General features: G+C 46.5%; 14 protein-coding genes. 8 read left to right on the top strand and 6 right to left on the bottom strand.

The genetic code is table 11. The annotated features are described in order from the left end of the window. Nucleotides 1-11: 11 nt before the first annotated feature. Nucleotides 12-1,127, top strand: a complete 1,116-nt coding sequence (cfa, locus tag AC3AP5_RS00520; RefSeq protein WP_006956393.1) for a cyclopropane fatty acyl phospholipid synthase — start codon at nt 12-14, stop codon at nt 1,125-1,127. On the opposite strand, the gene AC3AP5_RS00515 is transcribed toward cfa, so the two are convergent. Further along, nucleotides 1,124-2,170 (bottom strand): AI-2E family transporter, encoded by a 1,047-nt coding sequence (locus tag AC3AP5_RS00515; protein WP_006956394.1) that lies wholly within the window; start codon nt 2,168-2,170, stop codon nt 1,124-1,126. The genes cfa and AC3AP5_RS00515 overlap by 4 nt on opposite strands. Before the next feature lie 76 nt (nt 2,171-2,246). On the opposite strand from AC3AP5_RS00515, the gene AC3AP5_RS00510 reads away from it, so the two are divergent. The 3 genes from AC3AP5_RS00510 to AC3AP5_RS00500 are packed head-to-tail and all read left to right on the top strand — an operon-like array spanning nt 2,247 to nt 6,516. Then, on the top strand, nt 2,247-3,959 hold the full coding sequence (locus tag AC3AP5_RS00510) for an EAL domain-containing protein (protein WP_242603673.1): 1,713 nt from the start codon (nt 2,247-2,249) through the stop codon (nt 3,957-3,959). Beyond that, the gene (locus tag AC3AP5_RS00505; protein ID WP_006956396.1) at nt 3,941-6,157 is read left to right on the top strand and encodes a GGDEF and EAL domain-containing protein; all 2,217 of its coding nucleotides are present in this window, start codon (nt 3,941-3,943) and stop codon (nt 6,155-6,157) included. The genes AC3AP5_RS00510 and AC3AP5_RS00505 overlap by 19 nt, the downstream gene beginning before the upstream one ends. A gap of 56 nt (nt 6,158-6,213) precedes the next feature. Then, nucleotides 6,214-6,516 (top strand): ArsR/SmtB family transcription factor, encoded by a 303-nt coding sequence (locus tag AC3AP5_RS00500; protein ID WP_040488113.1) that lies wholly within the window; start codon nt 6,214-6,216, stop codon nt 6,514-6,516. Between the two features lie 147 nt (nt 6,517-6,663). Here AC3AP5_RS00500 and AC3AP5_RS00495 read toward each other — a convergent pair whose 3' ends face one another. Further along, entirely contained in the window at nt 6,664-7,233 is a 570-nt protein-coding gene (locus tag AC3AP5_RS00495; protein ID WP_006956398.1) for a gamma-glutamylcyclotransferase, read from the bottom strand. A 118-nt stretch (nt 7,234-7,351) separates the two neighbouring features. Between AC3AP5_RS00495 and AC3AP5_RS00490 the strand changes: the two genes are divergently transcribed. From AC3AP5_RS00490 to kynU, 4 genes are read left to right on the top strand one after another with little or no spacing between them, the layout of a single operon-like run. Next, nucleotides 7,352-7,843: an Mpo1 family 2-hydroxy fatty acid dioxygenase gene (locus tag AC3AP5_RS00490; RefSeq protein ID WP_272977970.1), complete on the top strand. Its 492-nt coding sequence runs from the start codon at nt 7,352-7,354 to the stop codon at nt 7,841-7,843. After that, nucleotides 7,840-9,096: a mechanosensitive ion channel family protein gene (locus AC3AP5_RS00485; RefSeq protein WP_006956400.1), complete on the top strand. Its 1,257-nt coding sequence runs from the start codon at nt 7,840-7,842 to the stop codon at nt 9,094-9,096. The genes AC3AP5_RS00490 and AC3AP5_RS00485 overlap by 4 nt, the downstream gene beginning before the upstream one ends. Nucleotides 9,097-9,151: 55 nt before the next feature. Continuing rightward, nucleotides 9,152-10,000, top strand: coding sequence for an alpha/beta hydrolase family protein (locus tag AC3AP5_RS00480; RefSeq protein WP_272977969.1), 849 nt, complete (start codon nt 9,152-9,154; stop codon nt 9,998-10,000). Further along, the gene (gene kynU / locus AC3AP5_RS00475) at nt 9,987-11,228 is read left to right on the top strand and encodes a kynureninase (protein WP_272977968.1); all 1,242 of its coding nucleotides are present in this window, start codon (nt 9,987-9,989) and stop codon (nt 11,226-11,228) included. Before AC3AP5_RS00480 ends, kynU begins: the two co-directional genes overlap by 14 nt. Here kynU and AC3AP5_RS00470 read toward each other — a convergent pair. Genes AC3AP5_RS00470 through AC3AP5_RS00455 form a run of 4 tightly spaced genes read right to left on the bottom strand, consistent with a single transcriptional unit; the run spans nt 11,214 to nt 16,854 of the window. Beyond that, nucleotides 11,214-12,818, bottom strand: a complete 1,605-nt coding sequence (locus AC3AP5_RS00470; protein WP_487326887.1) for an amino acid ABC transporter ATP-binding/permease protein — start codon at nt 12,816-12,818, stop codon at nt 11,214-11,216. The two genes, kynU and AC3AP5_RS00470, sit on opposite strands and share 15 nt — an antisense overlap. Then, entirely contained in the window at nt 12,811-14,445 is a 1,635-nt protein-coding gene (locus AC3AP5_RS00465; protein ID WP_487326886.1) for an ABC transporter ATP-binding protein/permease, read from the bottom strand. Before AC3AP5_RS00465 ends, AC3AP5_RS00470 begins: the two co-directional genes overlap by 8 nt. 6 nt (nt 14,446-14,451) lie before the next feature. Further along, complete coding sequence (cydB, locus tag AC3AP5_RS00460) at nt 14,452-15,459, bottom strand: cytochrome d ubiquinol oxidase subunit II (RefSeq protein ID WP_006956405.1); 1,008 nt, start codon at nt 15,457-15,459, stop codon at nt 14,452-14,454. A gap of 12 nt (nt 15,460-15,471) precedes the next feature. Then, nucleotides 15,472-16,854: a cytochrome ubiquinol oxidase subunit I gene (locus AC3AP5_RS00455; RefSeq protein WP_487326885.1), complete on the bottom strand. Its 1,383-nt coding sequence runs from the start codon at nt 16,852-16,854 to the stop codon at nt 15,472-15,474. Nucleotides 16,855-16,983: the final 129 nt, after the last annotated feature.

Genomic DNA, 16,983 nt, shown 5'->3' with positions numbered 1-16,983 from the left:
GGTTAAGTCTCATGGCATCATCAAAAGAATACTGTAGCGAACTACTCAACCGAGCCGGCATTCAAATTAACGGTTCACACCCGTGGGATATGCAGGTACACGATGACAGCATCTTTGATCAGGTGTTGTCACGTGGCAATTTAGGGCTTGGAGAGACCTATATGGCGGGGCTATGGGATGCTGAGCGTTTAGACCAGTTTTTCCATAGGTTATTACGTTCCGGCGTGCAAGATGAAGTCAATCCGGCGCGCCTTATTTTCCATTCACTGAAAAGTCGTTTATTTAATCTACAAGACGATAAGCGCGCTTGGGAAGTCGGACAAAAACATTACGATATCGGCAATAAATTATATCAAGCCATGTTGGACGAACGCATGGTGTATACCTGTGGTTACTGGCGCGACGCTGATAACCTCAACGAGGCGCAACGCGATAAATTAGAGCTCAGTTGCCAAAAGCTGCAGCTCAAACCGGGTATGAGGATACTCGATATCGGTTGTGGCTGGGGCAGCTTTATGCAGTATGCAGCGGAAAACTACGGCGTTGAGTGTGTCGGTGTCACGATATCAAAAGAGCAAGTGCGCTTAGGTGAGGAGCGCTGCAAAGACCTACCTGTCGAGTTTCGTTTGCAAGACTACCGCGATCTCGACGAGTCTTTTGACCGCATCATCAGCTTGGGCATGTTTGAACATGTCGGTCAGAAGAACTATGAAGATTACATGGATGTTGCTCGGCGGTGCCTGAAAGATGATGGCTTGTTTTTACTGCACACTATTGGTAAGAACGTCTCGGATACAGCGGCTGATCCGTGGATAAGTCGTTATATTTTTCCTAACGGAGAAATCCCCTCCATCGCTCAAATTGGTGCAGCACTAGAACAACGGTTTGTTTGTGAAGATCTGCACAACTTTGGTGCCGACTACGATAAAACTCTTATGGGTTGGTTCGAAAACTTCGATACGGCTTGGCCTCAACTCGAGAGTGACTACGAAAAAACATTTTATCGCATGTGGAAATATTATTTGCTGTCATGCGCAGGCGCATTTCGCGCCCGCGACATTCAACTTTGGCAGTGGATTCTCAGTAAACAAGGTATCGAAGGTGGTTACCACCGACCTTTCGTTTAAGAACCAATATTAAACTCATGCGTGAACATATCCCAAAATGCCAAAAATAGAGCCGCTATCAGCGGACCTATGACAAAACCTGTGATACCAAATAAGCTCAGCCCACCTAATGTCGAAAACAATACAACATAGTCAGGCAGTTTGGTATCACGGCCGACTAAAAGCGGTCGCAAGGCGTTATCAGCTAGGCCAATAATAATGAGTCCGTAAAGTACCAATACGATGCCCTCGAACGTAGCTCCTGTTGCTAACAAATAGACCGATACAGGGAGCCAGACAATACCCGCACCAACGGCTGGAATGAGTGATAAAAATGCCATGACTACACCCCATAACACGGGCGCCGGAATACCTAGCAATGCAAAAATAACACCGCCGAGCGCACCCTGAACCATCGCAACGACGATATTGCCTTTAACGGTGGCTCGAGTAACCTCCGCAAACTTCTTAAATAGCTGATGTTCTCGCTCATCGCCTAGCGGCAGCGCACGTACCATCAAGCGGATTAACTTATTACCATCACGCAATAAAAAGAAGGTCAAATAAAGCATCAACCCCAAGTTCATCACAAAGCCAAATGTATTCTGACCGACCACTAGCGCTTCTTGCGCAAAAAACTGACTCGCACTCATTGCCCATTGCGATATGCGCTCAGGGAGTGATTCTATATCAATACCCAAGCGAGCGAGTAAGTCAGGCAAAAACGGCAACCCCTTCTCAATTTTATCGACGATTTGCGCAATACTCACATCGCCGGATGACAGCTTTTGGTAAAGTTGCACGCCCTCTTGAATAAACGAGTAAGCCACCAAAAGAACAGGAATAACCACAATGACCGTAGCGATTAGCAGCGTGAGTAAGGCGGCGCGATTACTGCGTCTTCCTAGCATACGCTTCAGCCGGATCTGTAACGGATAGAAGATAACAGCAACCGCGCATGCCCAGAAAATTGACGCCCAAAATGGCTTAAGAATCAGTGCAAAAGCGATGCTCACCGCGAGCAACATAAGTAAGAATGAGCGAGTTTCCAATTTGTCTTGCATAATCGTCCCAATTGATAGAAGCTTGTGAGGTTAGCCGGTCCCATATTAGTAAATGATTTACGCTTAAGATAGTGCGATGAGCGCACACATATGGATACTCATGCACAATACATCAAACCCATACAGTTTTGCGACTTGGTGCCGAGAAACACTCGTTGAATTCACCGAACTAAATGCTGAGAAGCAGGTATTCAGCGGTTTCTTGATCGCTGTCTTAGTAACCGCATGTATCCAGTTAATTGAGTATACTGGGGGACTGCCCAGCGTTTTTGAACATTTAATTTATTTTCCACTTATATTTGCAGGCTTATTGCTTGGACCTCGTATTGGTGCTTTAGGTGGTTTCGTTACGGGGTTAATGCTCACCCCGATGTTTTTCCCCACGGAACTTAACAATCACTCCGAAGCGATAATCGATTGGCCTTTGCGGTTATTGATGCTCACGCTGCTTCCGCTTATAACTGGCCTTATTAGCCGCTCAGTTCAACAGCTCCATCATCTCGAGAATAAGGCCAAAAAGACGTTTCATGGAACAGCACTCCCCAATCACGATGCGCTACTGGAACAGATTAATGAGTGGTCAAAAGAGACCGCAGCCCCTGCAGATGCGTTAATGGATATCATAAACTTACGGTTGAAAAACATTGATAAACTTCGCAATCAAGTAGGACATCAAAAGGCCGATAAAATCGTCGCTGAACTCGCTCGACAGTTAAAAGAGGCGCTCGGTAGCTCAGCGGAAATTGGCCAGACAGCTACTAATGAGTTAGTTGGACTCCATGCCAATACAGAACATTCACGAGAAGAGTTGCAAGAGAAACTGCAAGCATTACTCAGACAGCCCATTGTTATTGACGGTAACGAATTCAGGCTAGATACATCAGCAGGTGTTCTTCGTGTTAAGCGAGAGAACGTAAAGGACAACGCCAATGTTGTCATTCATGACGCACATCAGCATGGTTATAGTGCCGCAGAGAATAACCAAGTGTTTTCATTTTTAGATCAAGATAATGACCTCGTTAATGACCAAGATGAGCCACTATCAAAACAGCTTTTATCGGCTATCGAAAACGAAAACATCAAGCTTTATTATCAGCCACGCCTCAATACCAATTCTGGCTATTTCTCTGTTCTAGAAGCCATTGTTCGATGGCGTGACAACCAACGCGGTTATTTATCACCAGAGGACTTCAAACCGCTCATCGAAGAGGCATCACTCGCCAAGCAATTTACCGGCTGGATGATTAAAACAGCTTTTAATGACGTATCTCAATGGATAAAAAAAGATTTTATTGTTCGCCTATCGCTGCATATCACTTTAAACGATATTCTTGAGCCGGCAATCTTAAACGCGGTTGCAAAATCACTTAATCAGACTAAGTTCCCAGCCTCTAGCCTCAGCTTAGAGGTGAGTGAGAGATCGCTCGTACGTATCAATGAGCAGGCTAAAGTGTATTTAAAAAAATTGCGTTCAATGGGCGTTACTGTCATTGCCGATCAGTTTGGTGAAGGTCAGCTCACACTTCAGAGTATTTTCGTCCTACCGGTTGATGCAATAAAGCTTTCTGAAAATTTAGTGCTACAGGCGACATCAAATAGTGACAAAAAGCGAACATTAATTTCAATGATCAAAATGGCACGCTCTCGTGGTCTAAAAACAATCGCAACGGGCGTCGATAATCGCGCCAAACTTTTATTACTTAAACATATTGGATGTGATGAGTTGCAAGGCTCAATCTTAAGTAAACCTACAGCTAAAGATGATATCCCATGGGCAAGAATCCGATAGAAAGAACCAGTAAAGAAAAGATCGATAGTGCACACTCTCGCTGGTTGGCTGCGTATGCGATAACAACCGCGGTGATTACCATTGTCGCGATAAGCCTATTTTACCTATTCCCATTTGATATGCAGATGTTACACATGGGCATTTTGTGCCTCGGTTTAGCCATTATCGCTGAGTCTGCATTTTTTATATGGCAAGCATTACGCGCCTCTAAGGCGACTTTCTCCGCGTTGCACCCGTCGCTAAGTCAGCTCGATGAGGGTGCCACCATCATTTATGAATTACATAAACAAAACGGCAATTTTCGACCTGCCTATGTCAGCGCCAATATATCTCATATCCTTGGTTATACGGTACAAGAAGCGTTAAGCCCCAATTGGTGGTTCGACAATGTTCATCCTGAAGATAGAGCGCTCACGCTAAGCGCTATTAGTAAAGTTGAAGCCAACAAGACGTTCGTTCATCGCTATCGTTTTCGTTCTAAGCATGGCAATTATATATGGCTACGCGACGAACTTCGCACCTTCAACGACGATGACACCAAAATTGCTGGTCAGTGGACCGACATGAGCCAAGACTTAACTTGGATGCGCGACAGCAAAGCAGTTACTCAACGTGAACTTATGGGCTTTGCCGAACTCAACGAGCACGACTGTATCGTTCGTGCCGACAATAATTTTCGTAATTTAGTGGGCCTGACCGATAGTCTGCCTAATGCTCATCATATTTTAGATTTTATTTCTCCGTTAAACAGTGATAACGAGAGCCCGCTATTAGCGACAGGCATTGAGTATTTAGTCGAGTTTAATCGACCTAGTCAACAGTCACTGCAAGGTCTGCTGAAAATCAGCGAAGATAAGCAAGGGAGCGTTCGCTTCGTCACGCTAATTGATCTGTCTGCATTCATTTTAGAGCGTCGACGACTCAAACAGATCGCCTACTTACAGCCTTTGACCGGGTTACCCAATATCGAGCAACTGAAGCTTGATCTTCAAAATGCACTTGAAACAGCAGCAGATAATGAGCTCGTTGCGGTACTTAATATCAATATTCGCGAGTTCCACAAAGTCAATGAGTCTTACGGCGTGGATGACGGCGATCGCGTATTACAACGAGTCGCGCAGCGCTTTAAACAGGCGCTTCCCGAAAACGCATTTTTGTACTGCGCATGGGGTGATGACTTTTGGGTTTTATTGTCAGGTATTAAGGAATATATGGCTTTACAAGACCTGATGGATAACTTGATGAACTCACTTAACAAGCCAATTTTAATTGAACAGCACAAACAAATAAAAGCGTCCGCTAATATTGGTGCATGTACTTATCCCTTAGATGGTTTAACAGCAGCCGAGTTGCTCTCGTATGCCAGTTCCGCATTGCAACGCGCACGTCGACAAACGAGCGCATGCCAAGTTATTTTTAACCAGGAAATGGCAAGTGACTCACAGTCACAACTATTGGTGAAGCAACAGTTGCATGATGCCATAGAAGCGTCACAATTCGAGATTTACTATCAACCGATGTGTGATTCAAGTCTGCAAGCGCAGGGGTACGAGGCTCTGTTAAGATGGAATCACGAAGAGGAAGGTGTGATTGCAGCCGCCAATTTTCTTCCACTTTGCGACACAGTGACCAAACAAAAACTTGGCACCTGGGCTATTCAACGTATTATCGACGACCTTCCATCGATTCCAGTGAATGCTGAGGGTAAACGTAATATCGCTGTCAACGTATTCGCAGAACAGTTAGATGATGCGTTCGTTTCAGATATGGTTCAATTCTCGCATCAGTTGTCTGAAACAAACACACATTTTTGTTTCGAACTGAAAGAAGCATCGTTGATAGATCCATCTGATGAGCTTCGGCAAACATTGAGCCGGCTGACTGAAGCAGGTTTCTCGCTGATTATTGATGACTTTGGCGCAGGCTTTGCAGGACTGACTTATTTGCGAGAGTTTCCGATTTCTGCGATTAAAGTCGAACATGACTTTATTAAAAAGCTCGATAACGAACGTGGTTATGCCATCGTGGACGGAATTGTTGAGCTCTCTCATCGCGCCGGAATAAAAGTACACGCTCTGGGCGTCGAGTCCGAGCAACAATTGAAACAAGCAAGAGCCCTAAAATTTGACTTATACCAAGGTCGATACATTCATCCCGCTAAACCTTTAAATGAACTCGTTGATAATATAAATAACTAGCGCAAGCATTCGTGTTTGCTATTATTGAGCGCGTTCATCCTGATGGTATTAAAGTTATGAATCCGGAAACATTAAAGACTTCCTCTCAAGAGGCTGCGAAAGTGATGCAGTTGCTATCTCACCCCGATCGCTTGCTCATTCTATGTTTACTCAGCGAAAAAGAGTACTCAGTGGGCGAAATTGAAAAGCAACTAGATATTCATCAACCCATGTTATCGCAACATTTAAATCGTTTGCGTCAACAATCATTAGTCGCTACGCGTCGAGAAGGTAAGTACATTTATTACCAACTTTGCGATGGTAATACAAAGACCATTATGGAACTCCTCTACCGCCTTTATTGTCCAACGGACAGTTAACAAACGTAGGTAAGAGCATAATGGCCAATCGAGATCGCGTTTATCAAGTATCAGCCAATCGAGAATCTGCAAGTCACAAGCTTCGTTATATCGAAAGGTCGGCGCCAGAACAAGGTGATTGCCGTTTGTGCGCCAGCATTCCGAGTGCTAAGTCGCCTGTAGCATCTCGAGATGATAGCGAATGCCTTCAACGTGAGGATCTTTAACTCCCAGCTGACGAAGTCCATCTGAAAGCTTAAGTAGGTACTCACTATTGTCCCCGCTTGGGCCTCGACTTTTAGCAATATGTGTCGCGATTTCATCAAGTGGCGCTTCGCCTAAGAAGGCCGCATTGTCGCTACTAGCGATATATACAAGACCATCCTCTTGACTACCGTCTTGAAATTGCATGGGTGTAAAAAAGCGGAGATAGCCATTTTTCTCTCGATGATCTAAGTGTTCGAAAACGGCAGGCGATACTCGATAAGCCATGCCTGTACAGGTCTCTCCCGGCGTTTCAATTAACGTGAGTACACGACCGGGTGATTCGGGCGTACCACGGTGATCGTGTGAACCTTGCCAAAACCGGCGACTCCAGCCCGAAATGGTAGCAGGCTTACGTTCGATATATGGGAAATCAACCTTGTAGATTAAGGAGCCATAACCGAACAACCAAACAGATTCGAATGTTGATAAATCTTGGCGTTGCTTATTAATTAAACTCGTATCGTGAGACATCTAGTACTCCTTTCAGATACATCCTGATAAGGCAAAGTCTAACAAGCTTTTGTAATTGACAGTAGCTTGGCTTCGTTGCACTCTTATTCGCATTCAATACGATTAAAAAGGTCACTCTATGAGCCGTTCACTTGTCGATCACTTAGCACAGTACGCAAAGTATCATCGTGATCCGCGCAATATACTGACTCACCTCATTGGTATTCCACTAATTGTGGTCGCTATATTAACCTTACTGAGCCGCCCAGAGTTTAGTGTTGGCTATCTTCTACTGACACCCGCCAACTTAGTCGTATTCATTGCGGTGGTATTTTATATACGTCTCGACATTCCCCTTGGACTGCTCATGACAGTCCTTTTGTGGTTAGCGTTGTCAGTAAGTCGCGAACTTGCCGCCTTACCCACCACAGCGTGGTTAATATTTGGTATTGCATTATTCATCATCGGTTGGATTTTCCAATTTATTGGCCATTACTTTGAAGGTAAAAAACCTGCTTTTGTCGATGACATAATGGGCCTTGCCATTGGTCCACTGTTCGTTGTGACTGAAATTATTTTCTTTTTAGGTTTACGTAAACAACTGAAAAATGAGGTTGAAAAACGTCAGTGAATTACCCGGATTGGTTTATTGAGTGGGCCGACGGACGCCCTTATGCCTATACTCTGAGTGCCTGCATTCTGCTTGCTCTTGCTGTTTGGCTTGCACAGTTTTTTACTAAACACATTCTTTTACGCGGTGTCGCTCGTCTATTATCACGCACCGAGTTAGGACGCGATCCAAGCGTGGGTCTTAAAAAGATTATCAGCCGACTTTCTCAAGTGGTTCCTGCGTTACTACTAACAGCCGGTATTCATTGGATTCCAGAGTTATCCGATACCGTCATTACCATCGTCCAAAATGTCGCTGTCGCTTATATCGTGCTCACCATTGCTCGTGCCTTTAGTGCAGCAATGAGCAGTGTAAATGAGATTTATAGCCGCCGTCCCGATGCGCATTTAAAACCCATTAAGGGTTATTTACAAATCGCCACTATCGCGGTTTATTTAATTGCGGCCATTCTTATCATCGCAGCATTAATTGATAAGTCACCGGTTATTCTATTATCCGGTATCGGTGCGATGGGTGCAGTAACCATGTTGGTTTTTCAGGACACTATCCTTTCATTTGTTGCGAGTATTCAGCTATCGTCAAATGACATGATCCGCGTCGGTGACTGGATTGAAATGCCGCAGTTAAATGCTGATGGTGACGTCATCGATATGGCACTACACACGGTAAGAGTGCAGAACTGGGATAAAACAATTACCACCATTCCTACCAAGCGCCTCATTTCTGAATCATTTAAGAACTGGCGCGGCATGCAAGAGGCCGGTGGGCGTCGTATCAAGCGCAGTCTATTTATCGACCAAACCAGCATTGGCTTTTTGAGCGATGAAGATAAGACCCGCCTTCGTAAATTCAAAATACTGAGTCAATATCTCAACGAAAAAGAACAAGATATTAAACAGTGGAATGAACAATTAGTGAGTGAGGGACATGACCCCATTAATAGCCGTAATGTCACTAATATCGGTACGTTTCGAGCTTATGTGCAAAAATATCTGCAAAGCCATCCGCAAATCCACCAGGATATGACGTTAATGGTTAGACAACTCAGTCCCACCGCACAAGGCTTACCCTTAGAGATTTATTGTTTCACCAATACAATTGCCTGGGTTGAATATGAGGGCATCCAAGCGGATATTTTTGACCATCTATTAGCTATCTTACCGGCATTTGGTCTGAATGTTTTCCAAGAGACCTCTGGTCAGGATCTGCGTTCCAGTATTCGTGAGTTTGGGCGTCAGTCGTTGCAGTCTTAACAGCAAAGTTGTATGGTTTTTGCAACACAATTCGATATAAAAGCAAAAGCCATACATGAAAGCATATTTCACTCGGTATCCCGTTCTTTTATTGACCGCTTGTATACTCTCGCTGTCTGTTGCAGCAAAAGAAAAAGTCGTAATGCCTGTCTCGTATTCGACAATTACTGAACTTCCGTACGCTGAAGCAGACTCCGTATTGAAGTATGGCGACCACGATAGTCAGTTTATAGAAGTATGGAGACCATCTGAACCCAGCCAAGGTAACCTCGTGTTTATTCATGGCGGATGTTGGTTAAGCGATTACGATATTAAACACGCACGCCCGTTTATGTCAGCGCTCAGTAAGCTGGGCTATCAAGTATTTGGCGTTGAATATCGGCGCGTGGGTAATGGCGGCGGCTGGCCAACCAGTTACCAAGATATCAGTTCAGCCATTCAACATATTCTTGAGAAACCCAACGTTACCGCGCCAAATACCGCCATTTTGGGTCATTCTGCGGGCGGGCACCTCGCCTTACTTGCCGCAACGGATAATCAGCTACCTCACCCGTTCTCAGCGATTATCGGATTGGCCGCTATCAGTAATATCGAACAATATAGTCAGGGTAGCAATAGTTGTGAAACGGTGACCGAACACTTTATGGGAGGCTCGTTGCAAGAACGTACTACCGAATACCGTGCGGCTAATCCAATCGAGCACGCTTTTTTGAATCCCGTTTATTTACTGCATGGCGCCGACGACCCGATTGTCGATCCAAACCAGTCAAAAGCACTGACCGACCGAGCGCAGTCAATATACATACAAAAAGGGGCTGGGCACTTTGATTGGCTACACCCGGATACTGTCGCATTTACCCGCGTAGAGAAATTACTTAAGGATGTATTTAATGAATCAGATTGATTATGCGCGACTTGATCGTGACGATCCCTTAGCCCATAAACGTGAAATCTTTGAGCTACCTAATGACACGATATATTTCGATGGTAACTCACTAGGCGCGTTACCCAAAATAGTCGCACAGACAGTCAATGAAACTACACGCGAGCAATGGGGAAATGACCTAATTAAGAGCTGGAATCAGCACGATTGGGTCAACTTACCCACCATCGTTGGTGCCAAGATTGCCCATTTGATTGGCGCACAAAATAACGAGGTCATTTGTTGCGACTCTATCTCAGTCAATCTATTTAAGGTTATCTGTGCTGCGATTAATGCCGTTGGAAGTGAGAAGCGACGCGTTATTTTATCGACTCGCGATAACTTCCCGACCGATTTATACATGGTCCAAGGTGTTGAATCGTTTCTGGGTCAGCAACGCTGTGAACTCAAGCTGGTTGACGAAGCTGAGCTCGTCGACGCTATTGATGAACGTACCGTTGCGGTTTTAGCAACCGAGGTCAACTTTAGAACAGGCCGTCGACTTGATTTGCAACAGCTCAGTCAAGCGGCTCATGCCCAGGGTGCTTTAATGATAGCCGATTTAGCCCATAGCGCCGGCGTCATGCCGATCCAGCTGAGTCAGTGGCAAGTCGACTATGCCATTGGTTGTACATACAAATATTTAAACGCAGGTCCTGGTGCTCCTGCGTTCGTTTATGTCAGTCAGCGTCACCATGCAATACTCACACAACCGCTACAAGGCTGGTTTGGGCACCTTAACCCATTTGCTTTTGAGCCCAAGTATCAAAGCGCTAAAGGCATTCGACAAATGTTAGTGGGTACGCCCCCCGTCATCTCAATGCAAGCAGTAAACGCTGCACTCGAATGCTTTAATGATGTTTCTCTAGCGCAGGTGCGTGCAAAATCAATGCAGCTGACTCACACTTTTCAACAGAGCTTAGCCGCTCAGGATTGGTCATCCGACTTTGAACTCATTTCACCGTCGCATGCCGAACAGCGTGGCAGCCAACTGAGTTATGCTCATCCAAATGCCTATGAGATTTGCCAGGCACTGATTGAACGCGGTGTCATTGCTGACTTCAGAGCACCTAATTATATCCGTTTCGGCTTTGCACCATTGTATAATCAATTCCAAGAAGTTGAACGCGCAATAGCAATACTGGCAGATATTATGTCAACTGAAGCCTATCGGGATCCGCGTTGGCAAACGCGCTCAACAGTGACCTAACTCAATAACCGTGTGTCTATCATGAGCTCGTACCGATGCGGGCACATGATGACTTGCTACCAAAACGATAGATAGGGGCAACTCATTCATCAGCCGCTCGGTAATTCGAGCGGCTAAGTCCACTTCTAAGCCAGAGAAGGGTTCATCCAAAATCACCAGAGGCGCGTCTTTAAGCAATGCACGAGCAAGCGCCAAACGTCGATATTGCCCACCCGATAAGCGAATCCCAAGCTCACCAATACGACTATTTAACTGCTCCGGCATTTGCCGAATACGTTCGGCTAACTCAACCCACTCCAACACTTTCCAAATTCGCTGCTCATCCAGTTGGCGTCCCAGGGTGAGGTTGTTAAATACGGTATCATCGAGTATGTCAGTGTGCTGAGTCAGGTAATTAAATTCCGATAATTTCGGTACTGCGATCTTACCTGAAAAGTTCGCGTACATACCTGCCGTTGCATTTAGAAGTGTTGACTTCCCCTCGCCCGATGGGGCGGATAACCATACCCATTCGCCCGCAACAGCTTGGAGGCTTATAGGTGCAAATAGTTGGCGTGACTGTCGATACACGGAGACATTATCCCACCGCAGCGAGGCATCCGCGGACTCAACGACTTTCGCCTTTGCTGAACTATTGGTTCGTTCTGCCAATAAGCGACGACTAGCTAGAGCAGTACGTCCATAATTTTGCCATTGTTGAGGTAATTCAAGTAACAACTCCTGCCAAGCTAACGCGGCAAGCAATAACATGACCACCTCCGCACTACTGACCTGAGCGCTTGGGTCAATGAACAACTGAATAGCCACCCAATAGATACCTATAACCGCTCCATGTGTCAGCCACTCAAGTAATAGCTTAATCTTGCGAGCGCGGCGTTGTTCAAACTGAAAGGCACGTTCAGTTTCTCGAGAATAATATGTAATACGTTCGCTTTGCTTATCAAACTGTTTCCACGCCATGACTTCTTCTAGTGACTCGGTGAGTGCCATTCCACGGGCGCGTATACGGTGTTGATACTTCTCAACCTTTACCGCTTGTAATAGCGAGTAGTGTGCTAATCGAGATATCAACCAGTAAGCGCCCAGCCCTGTAACCACAACAATTCCAGCAAGCGCCCAGTGATAAAAACTAAACCAAACGATAAAACATAAGCTAACGGCGGTTACCGCAAAGGCTGGCATAGCCAGTCTAAGCCAAAGATTATCCATTGCTTCTATGTGGCGAGTCAGACCTTGAATCGCCTGCGCGACTCGAAAACGTGCTAAGCCTTCATAGGCGTGCCGTTGAAAACGTTTGAACCAAGCGATACGCCAACGCGCTTGTATTTTCAACACCAAGTCATGATTAACTAAACGTTCAACATAACGCGCGACCGTTCTCGTCACGGCGAAAAAGCGAATACCAGAACCCGGTGCATAAATGTTCACCGTAACAAATATCGCGGAAGCCGTAATAAACCAGCCTGATAAAGCCAAAAGTCCAATGCCACAAACGACGGTAAGTAACGCCAACTTGAACCCGAGCCACCACTGCCAGCGATGTGCGTTAAAAGCCCGAAACCAAGGCTTAAATACCGCAGGCTTAGACATACGAACCTCCCCCATCGAGCTCGATACGATGATCGGCCAACGCGATGAGTGCTTCATCATGACTGGCAACAATCACCGTCCGCCCAGATTTACATAAGTCACCCAGTTCGCGTCTAATCACATCCGCCGATTCGGCATCCAAGTTTTCTGTCGGCTCGTCTAAAATGATCAAGGGGTATGAACTCAGTAAACAACGAGCCAAAGCTAACCGTCGTTGCTCACCACCGGACAAGCCTGCCCCACGCTCACCTAGCATCGTATCTAAACCAGAAGCGGCAACAGCAATGGCTTTATCAAGACCGACTCGCCGCAATACGGGTTGCGGGTCAACGGATGGGTCATCACTGTACAAAAACAAGTTAGTGCGAATGCTCGCGGGTAGTAGAAAGGGTTGTTGCGAAAAGTAGGCAATCGGTTGGTCACTATCGTTCGCGCGTAACACGGTACCTTGATAACTTTGAAGTCCAAGAAGAGCTCGTAAGAGTGTGCTCTTTCCCGAGCCAGAAGGGCCAGAGATGACCGTCAGAGCCCCTTTCGGGAACGTAAAGTCGGGGTAAGGTAATCGGGCGTTGGGCGTAATAGTCACCTGCAGGTTTTGGGTTGCCAAGCAGTGCCCCGGAGCAGTCATTGCTACATCCGCCTGCACGTCTTGCGGGTTGTTTTCAGTTAATAAGGTCGCGGCGCCCATGGCTGCCGCACGATCGTGATAAGTTTGCGCGAACTGTCGAAGCGGAGCAAAATATTCAGGGGCCAGCATAAGCACGAGCAGCCCACTAAATAACGTGAGTTCATCAGCACCTAGCCAATTAATGTAGCCAAGCAAACCAAAACCAACGTATAGCGCCACCGCCGCGATGGCCACACTCGAGAAAAACTCCAACACAGCAGAAGATAAAAACGCTAGCTTGAGCGTTTTCATGTTCGCGCGCCGATAATCCTCCCCGGCTTGCGCAATCGTATTATTGGCAAACTGTAAGCCATTAAATAGTTTGATACTTGTCGCGTTCTTAAGCATGCTGGTGAATACTCGACTTAGCGCGACACTGCTTTGTGCATGCTTTTGACTGACTCGCTCTGCCCCTATACCAACAAGCGCCATAAATAAAGGAATGATAGGCCCGGAAATAAGCAGCAACACACCCACAACGGGATTCAGCCAAAAGCAGACAACCAAAATCATCAGTGGGCTTAACACAGTCAGATACTGTTGCACAAAGTAACGCTCATAATAGCCACGTAACTGCTCAACGGTATCGATAAGCATCGACCCATCACCGCGATCAATACTTTGTCCTTGTCGACACTGACTCTGCCATCGCCGCAGTAGTCTTTGTCGTGCATTATGCAGCGCCAGACCCGCTGCTTCACTTTGCCAAAGTTCACGCCGCCAACCCATGATGGCGCGCGCACAAGTAGCGAAAGCCAACAACAACCAATACAGTGTCAGATCGCTGAGCGGCTCTTTCAGCACCAGCAGTCGATGGGCTAACTGAGCGACCACATACAATTGCAGGATCACACTGGATGTTTGTAAAACACCGAAAAGCAGCGCTCGACGAGTCGAGCGCTGCGCAACAGTTTGGATTTGCTTAAGATAGTTCGCTGCAGAGCGAAAGTTATCACTCATTGGTTCTTAGTGATAACCCTGATCGGCTTTTACCTTGCCGCGGAAAACCCAGTAAGTCCATGCAGTGTAAACAAGGACAATCGGGATTACGAACAATAAGCCTAACAATAAGAAGAGCTGCGACTCATGGGCCGACGCTGCTTGGCTTAATGTATAGTTAGGCGGTACCACATAAGGCCACTTGCTCGCCAATAGGCCTAAGTAAGTGAAAATAAACATTCCCATGGTGGCAATAAAAGGGGTTCCCTCACGCTTGGCTTGAATCGAGCGATATAACCAAAACGCACAAGCCAACGCTAAAATCGGCAGTAGCCAAATCGGCGTGATGTGTGAGAACCAACGCTCTGAAACGAACGGGTCAACAAAGGGAGTCCAGATACTGATGATGGCAAAAATCAGCAGTACCGCCGCCAGTAGCGGCTTCACTAAACGATAGGCCCATTGTTGAGTCGAACCCTCAGATTTCATCACTAACCAAGTTGCCCCCAGTAGCGCATACCCCGCGACCAGTCCAAGCCCCGTCAACACGGTAAACGGTGACAGCCAGTCTAATGCTCCACCGACATAGCGCATATTTTCAGTTTCGAAGCCTTGGATATAAGCGCCTACAACAGCGCCCTGTGCAAACGCCGCAACTGTTGAGCCGATCGCAAAGGCCCAGTTCCAAAGATAACGCGATGTATGTGCTTTGAAGCGGAACTCAAAGGCAACGCCGCGAAAAATAAGCCCGGCGAGCAATAGGAAAACGCCGATGTAGAGCGCCGGCAAGAAAATACTGTAAACCAGCGGAAAGGCAGCCAATAAACCCGCGCCGCCTAACACCAACCAGGTCTCATTGCCATCCCATACAGGTGCCACGGAGTTCATCATAATGTCGCGGTCATGTTCACTGGGAGCGAACATAAACAGTATGCCTTGGCCTAAATCGAAGCCATCCATCAACACATACATGATGACACCGAAGGCAATTATCGCAGCCCAGACGTAAGTCAAATCAAAAATGGGTTCACTCATGATAGGTGCTCCTTAATCAAAGTCGGCTTCTGCAGCAGAAAGTGGACGTTTAGCACGATGCTTCTCGTCGTCGTGCTGCTCGGCAGCTTCAGTACCTGCACGGATAACGCGTGTCAGATAATAAGCACCCGCCGCGAATACACAGGCGTACACTGCGATATAGCCAATCAAGGTGAACAATGCCATCCCCCCCGTTAACGACGGTGTTAGTGCTTCGGCTTGGGTCATCTGACCGTACACAAGATAAGGCGCTCGTCCCACCTCGGTTACAAACCAACCCGACAGCACTGCGACGAACGGCGCCAGCGACATTAATCGCAATCCTTGCAAGAACCAACGATTACGTGCGTAAGCCTTATTTTTACGCAAAATGAGACCGGTAATGGCGAATAACACCATGAGTACGCCCATCGCAACCATTATTCGGAAAGACCAGAAAACAACCGGCACGTTAGGTTGTTGATCTCTCGGCATTTCTTTAATGCCGGGCACTTCACCGTCCCACTCGTGAGTCAAGATCAAGCTCGCCATGCTGGGAATACCCACTTCAAAGTGGTTTTTCTGAGCCTCTTGGTCAGGAATCGCAAATAAAAGCAGGGGCACATTCTTTTGTGTTTCCCAGTTCGCCTCCATCGCGGCCACCTTGGTCGGCTGATGTTTTAGCGTATTGAGACCATGCATGTCACCGACAAAGATTTGCAACGGCGCAATTATCAGTAACAGCCATAACGTCATTGAGAGGGCTTTACGGTGCAGCTCGGTATCACGCTTTTCAAGAATAAACCAAGCACTCACGCCAGCAACAACAAAACCACCGGTTAGAAAGGAAGCTAACGCCATGTGGCTGAAACGATACCAAAACGAGTCATTAAAAATGGCGGCTGACCAATCAATGACATGATAAAAACCATCACGCATTTCAACGCCCGCAGGTGTTTGCATCCAGCTATTGGCCGACAAGATCCAAAAACTAGAAATAAAGGTGCCGATAGACACCATCAGCGCAGCAAAAAAGTGAACACCGTTCGGTACCTTACCGCGACCGAACAAAAGCACCCCCAGAAACGCCGCTTCTAAGAAGAACGCTGTCACCACCTCGTAGCTCAGTATTGGGCCTAAAAAGTTAGATGTCGCGAGCGCGAAGTTACTCCAGTTCGTACCGAACTGAAAGGACATAACAATACCGGACACCACACCCATACCAAAAACAACCGCGAACACTTGGGTCCAGAAGGCACCTAAGCGCTCCCACTTCGGGTTGTTAGTTTTGAATGCAAGGCCGTAAATTAATGCAATATAAGATGCCAAACCGATAGTGAACACGGGGAATATGGCATGAAATGACACGACAAACGCGAATTGAATTCGCGAAAGCACGAGGGGGTCAAGATCCATAATACGATCTCCTTAGCCAATGACGTTATAAGTCAAGTTACTAACCTTAATTGAAAGGTTACTAAATATTTTTTAACACGCTTCTTGTTGCTCTGTCGTGCGGTCAATTTGATGCATATCAATATGCTT

This window comes from Idiomarina sp. D18 (assembly GCF_057748155.1).
This window is presented reverse-complemented; position numbering and strand designations above follow the sequence as displayed.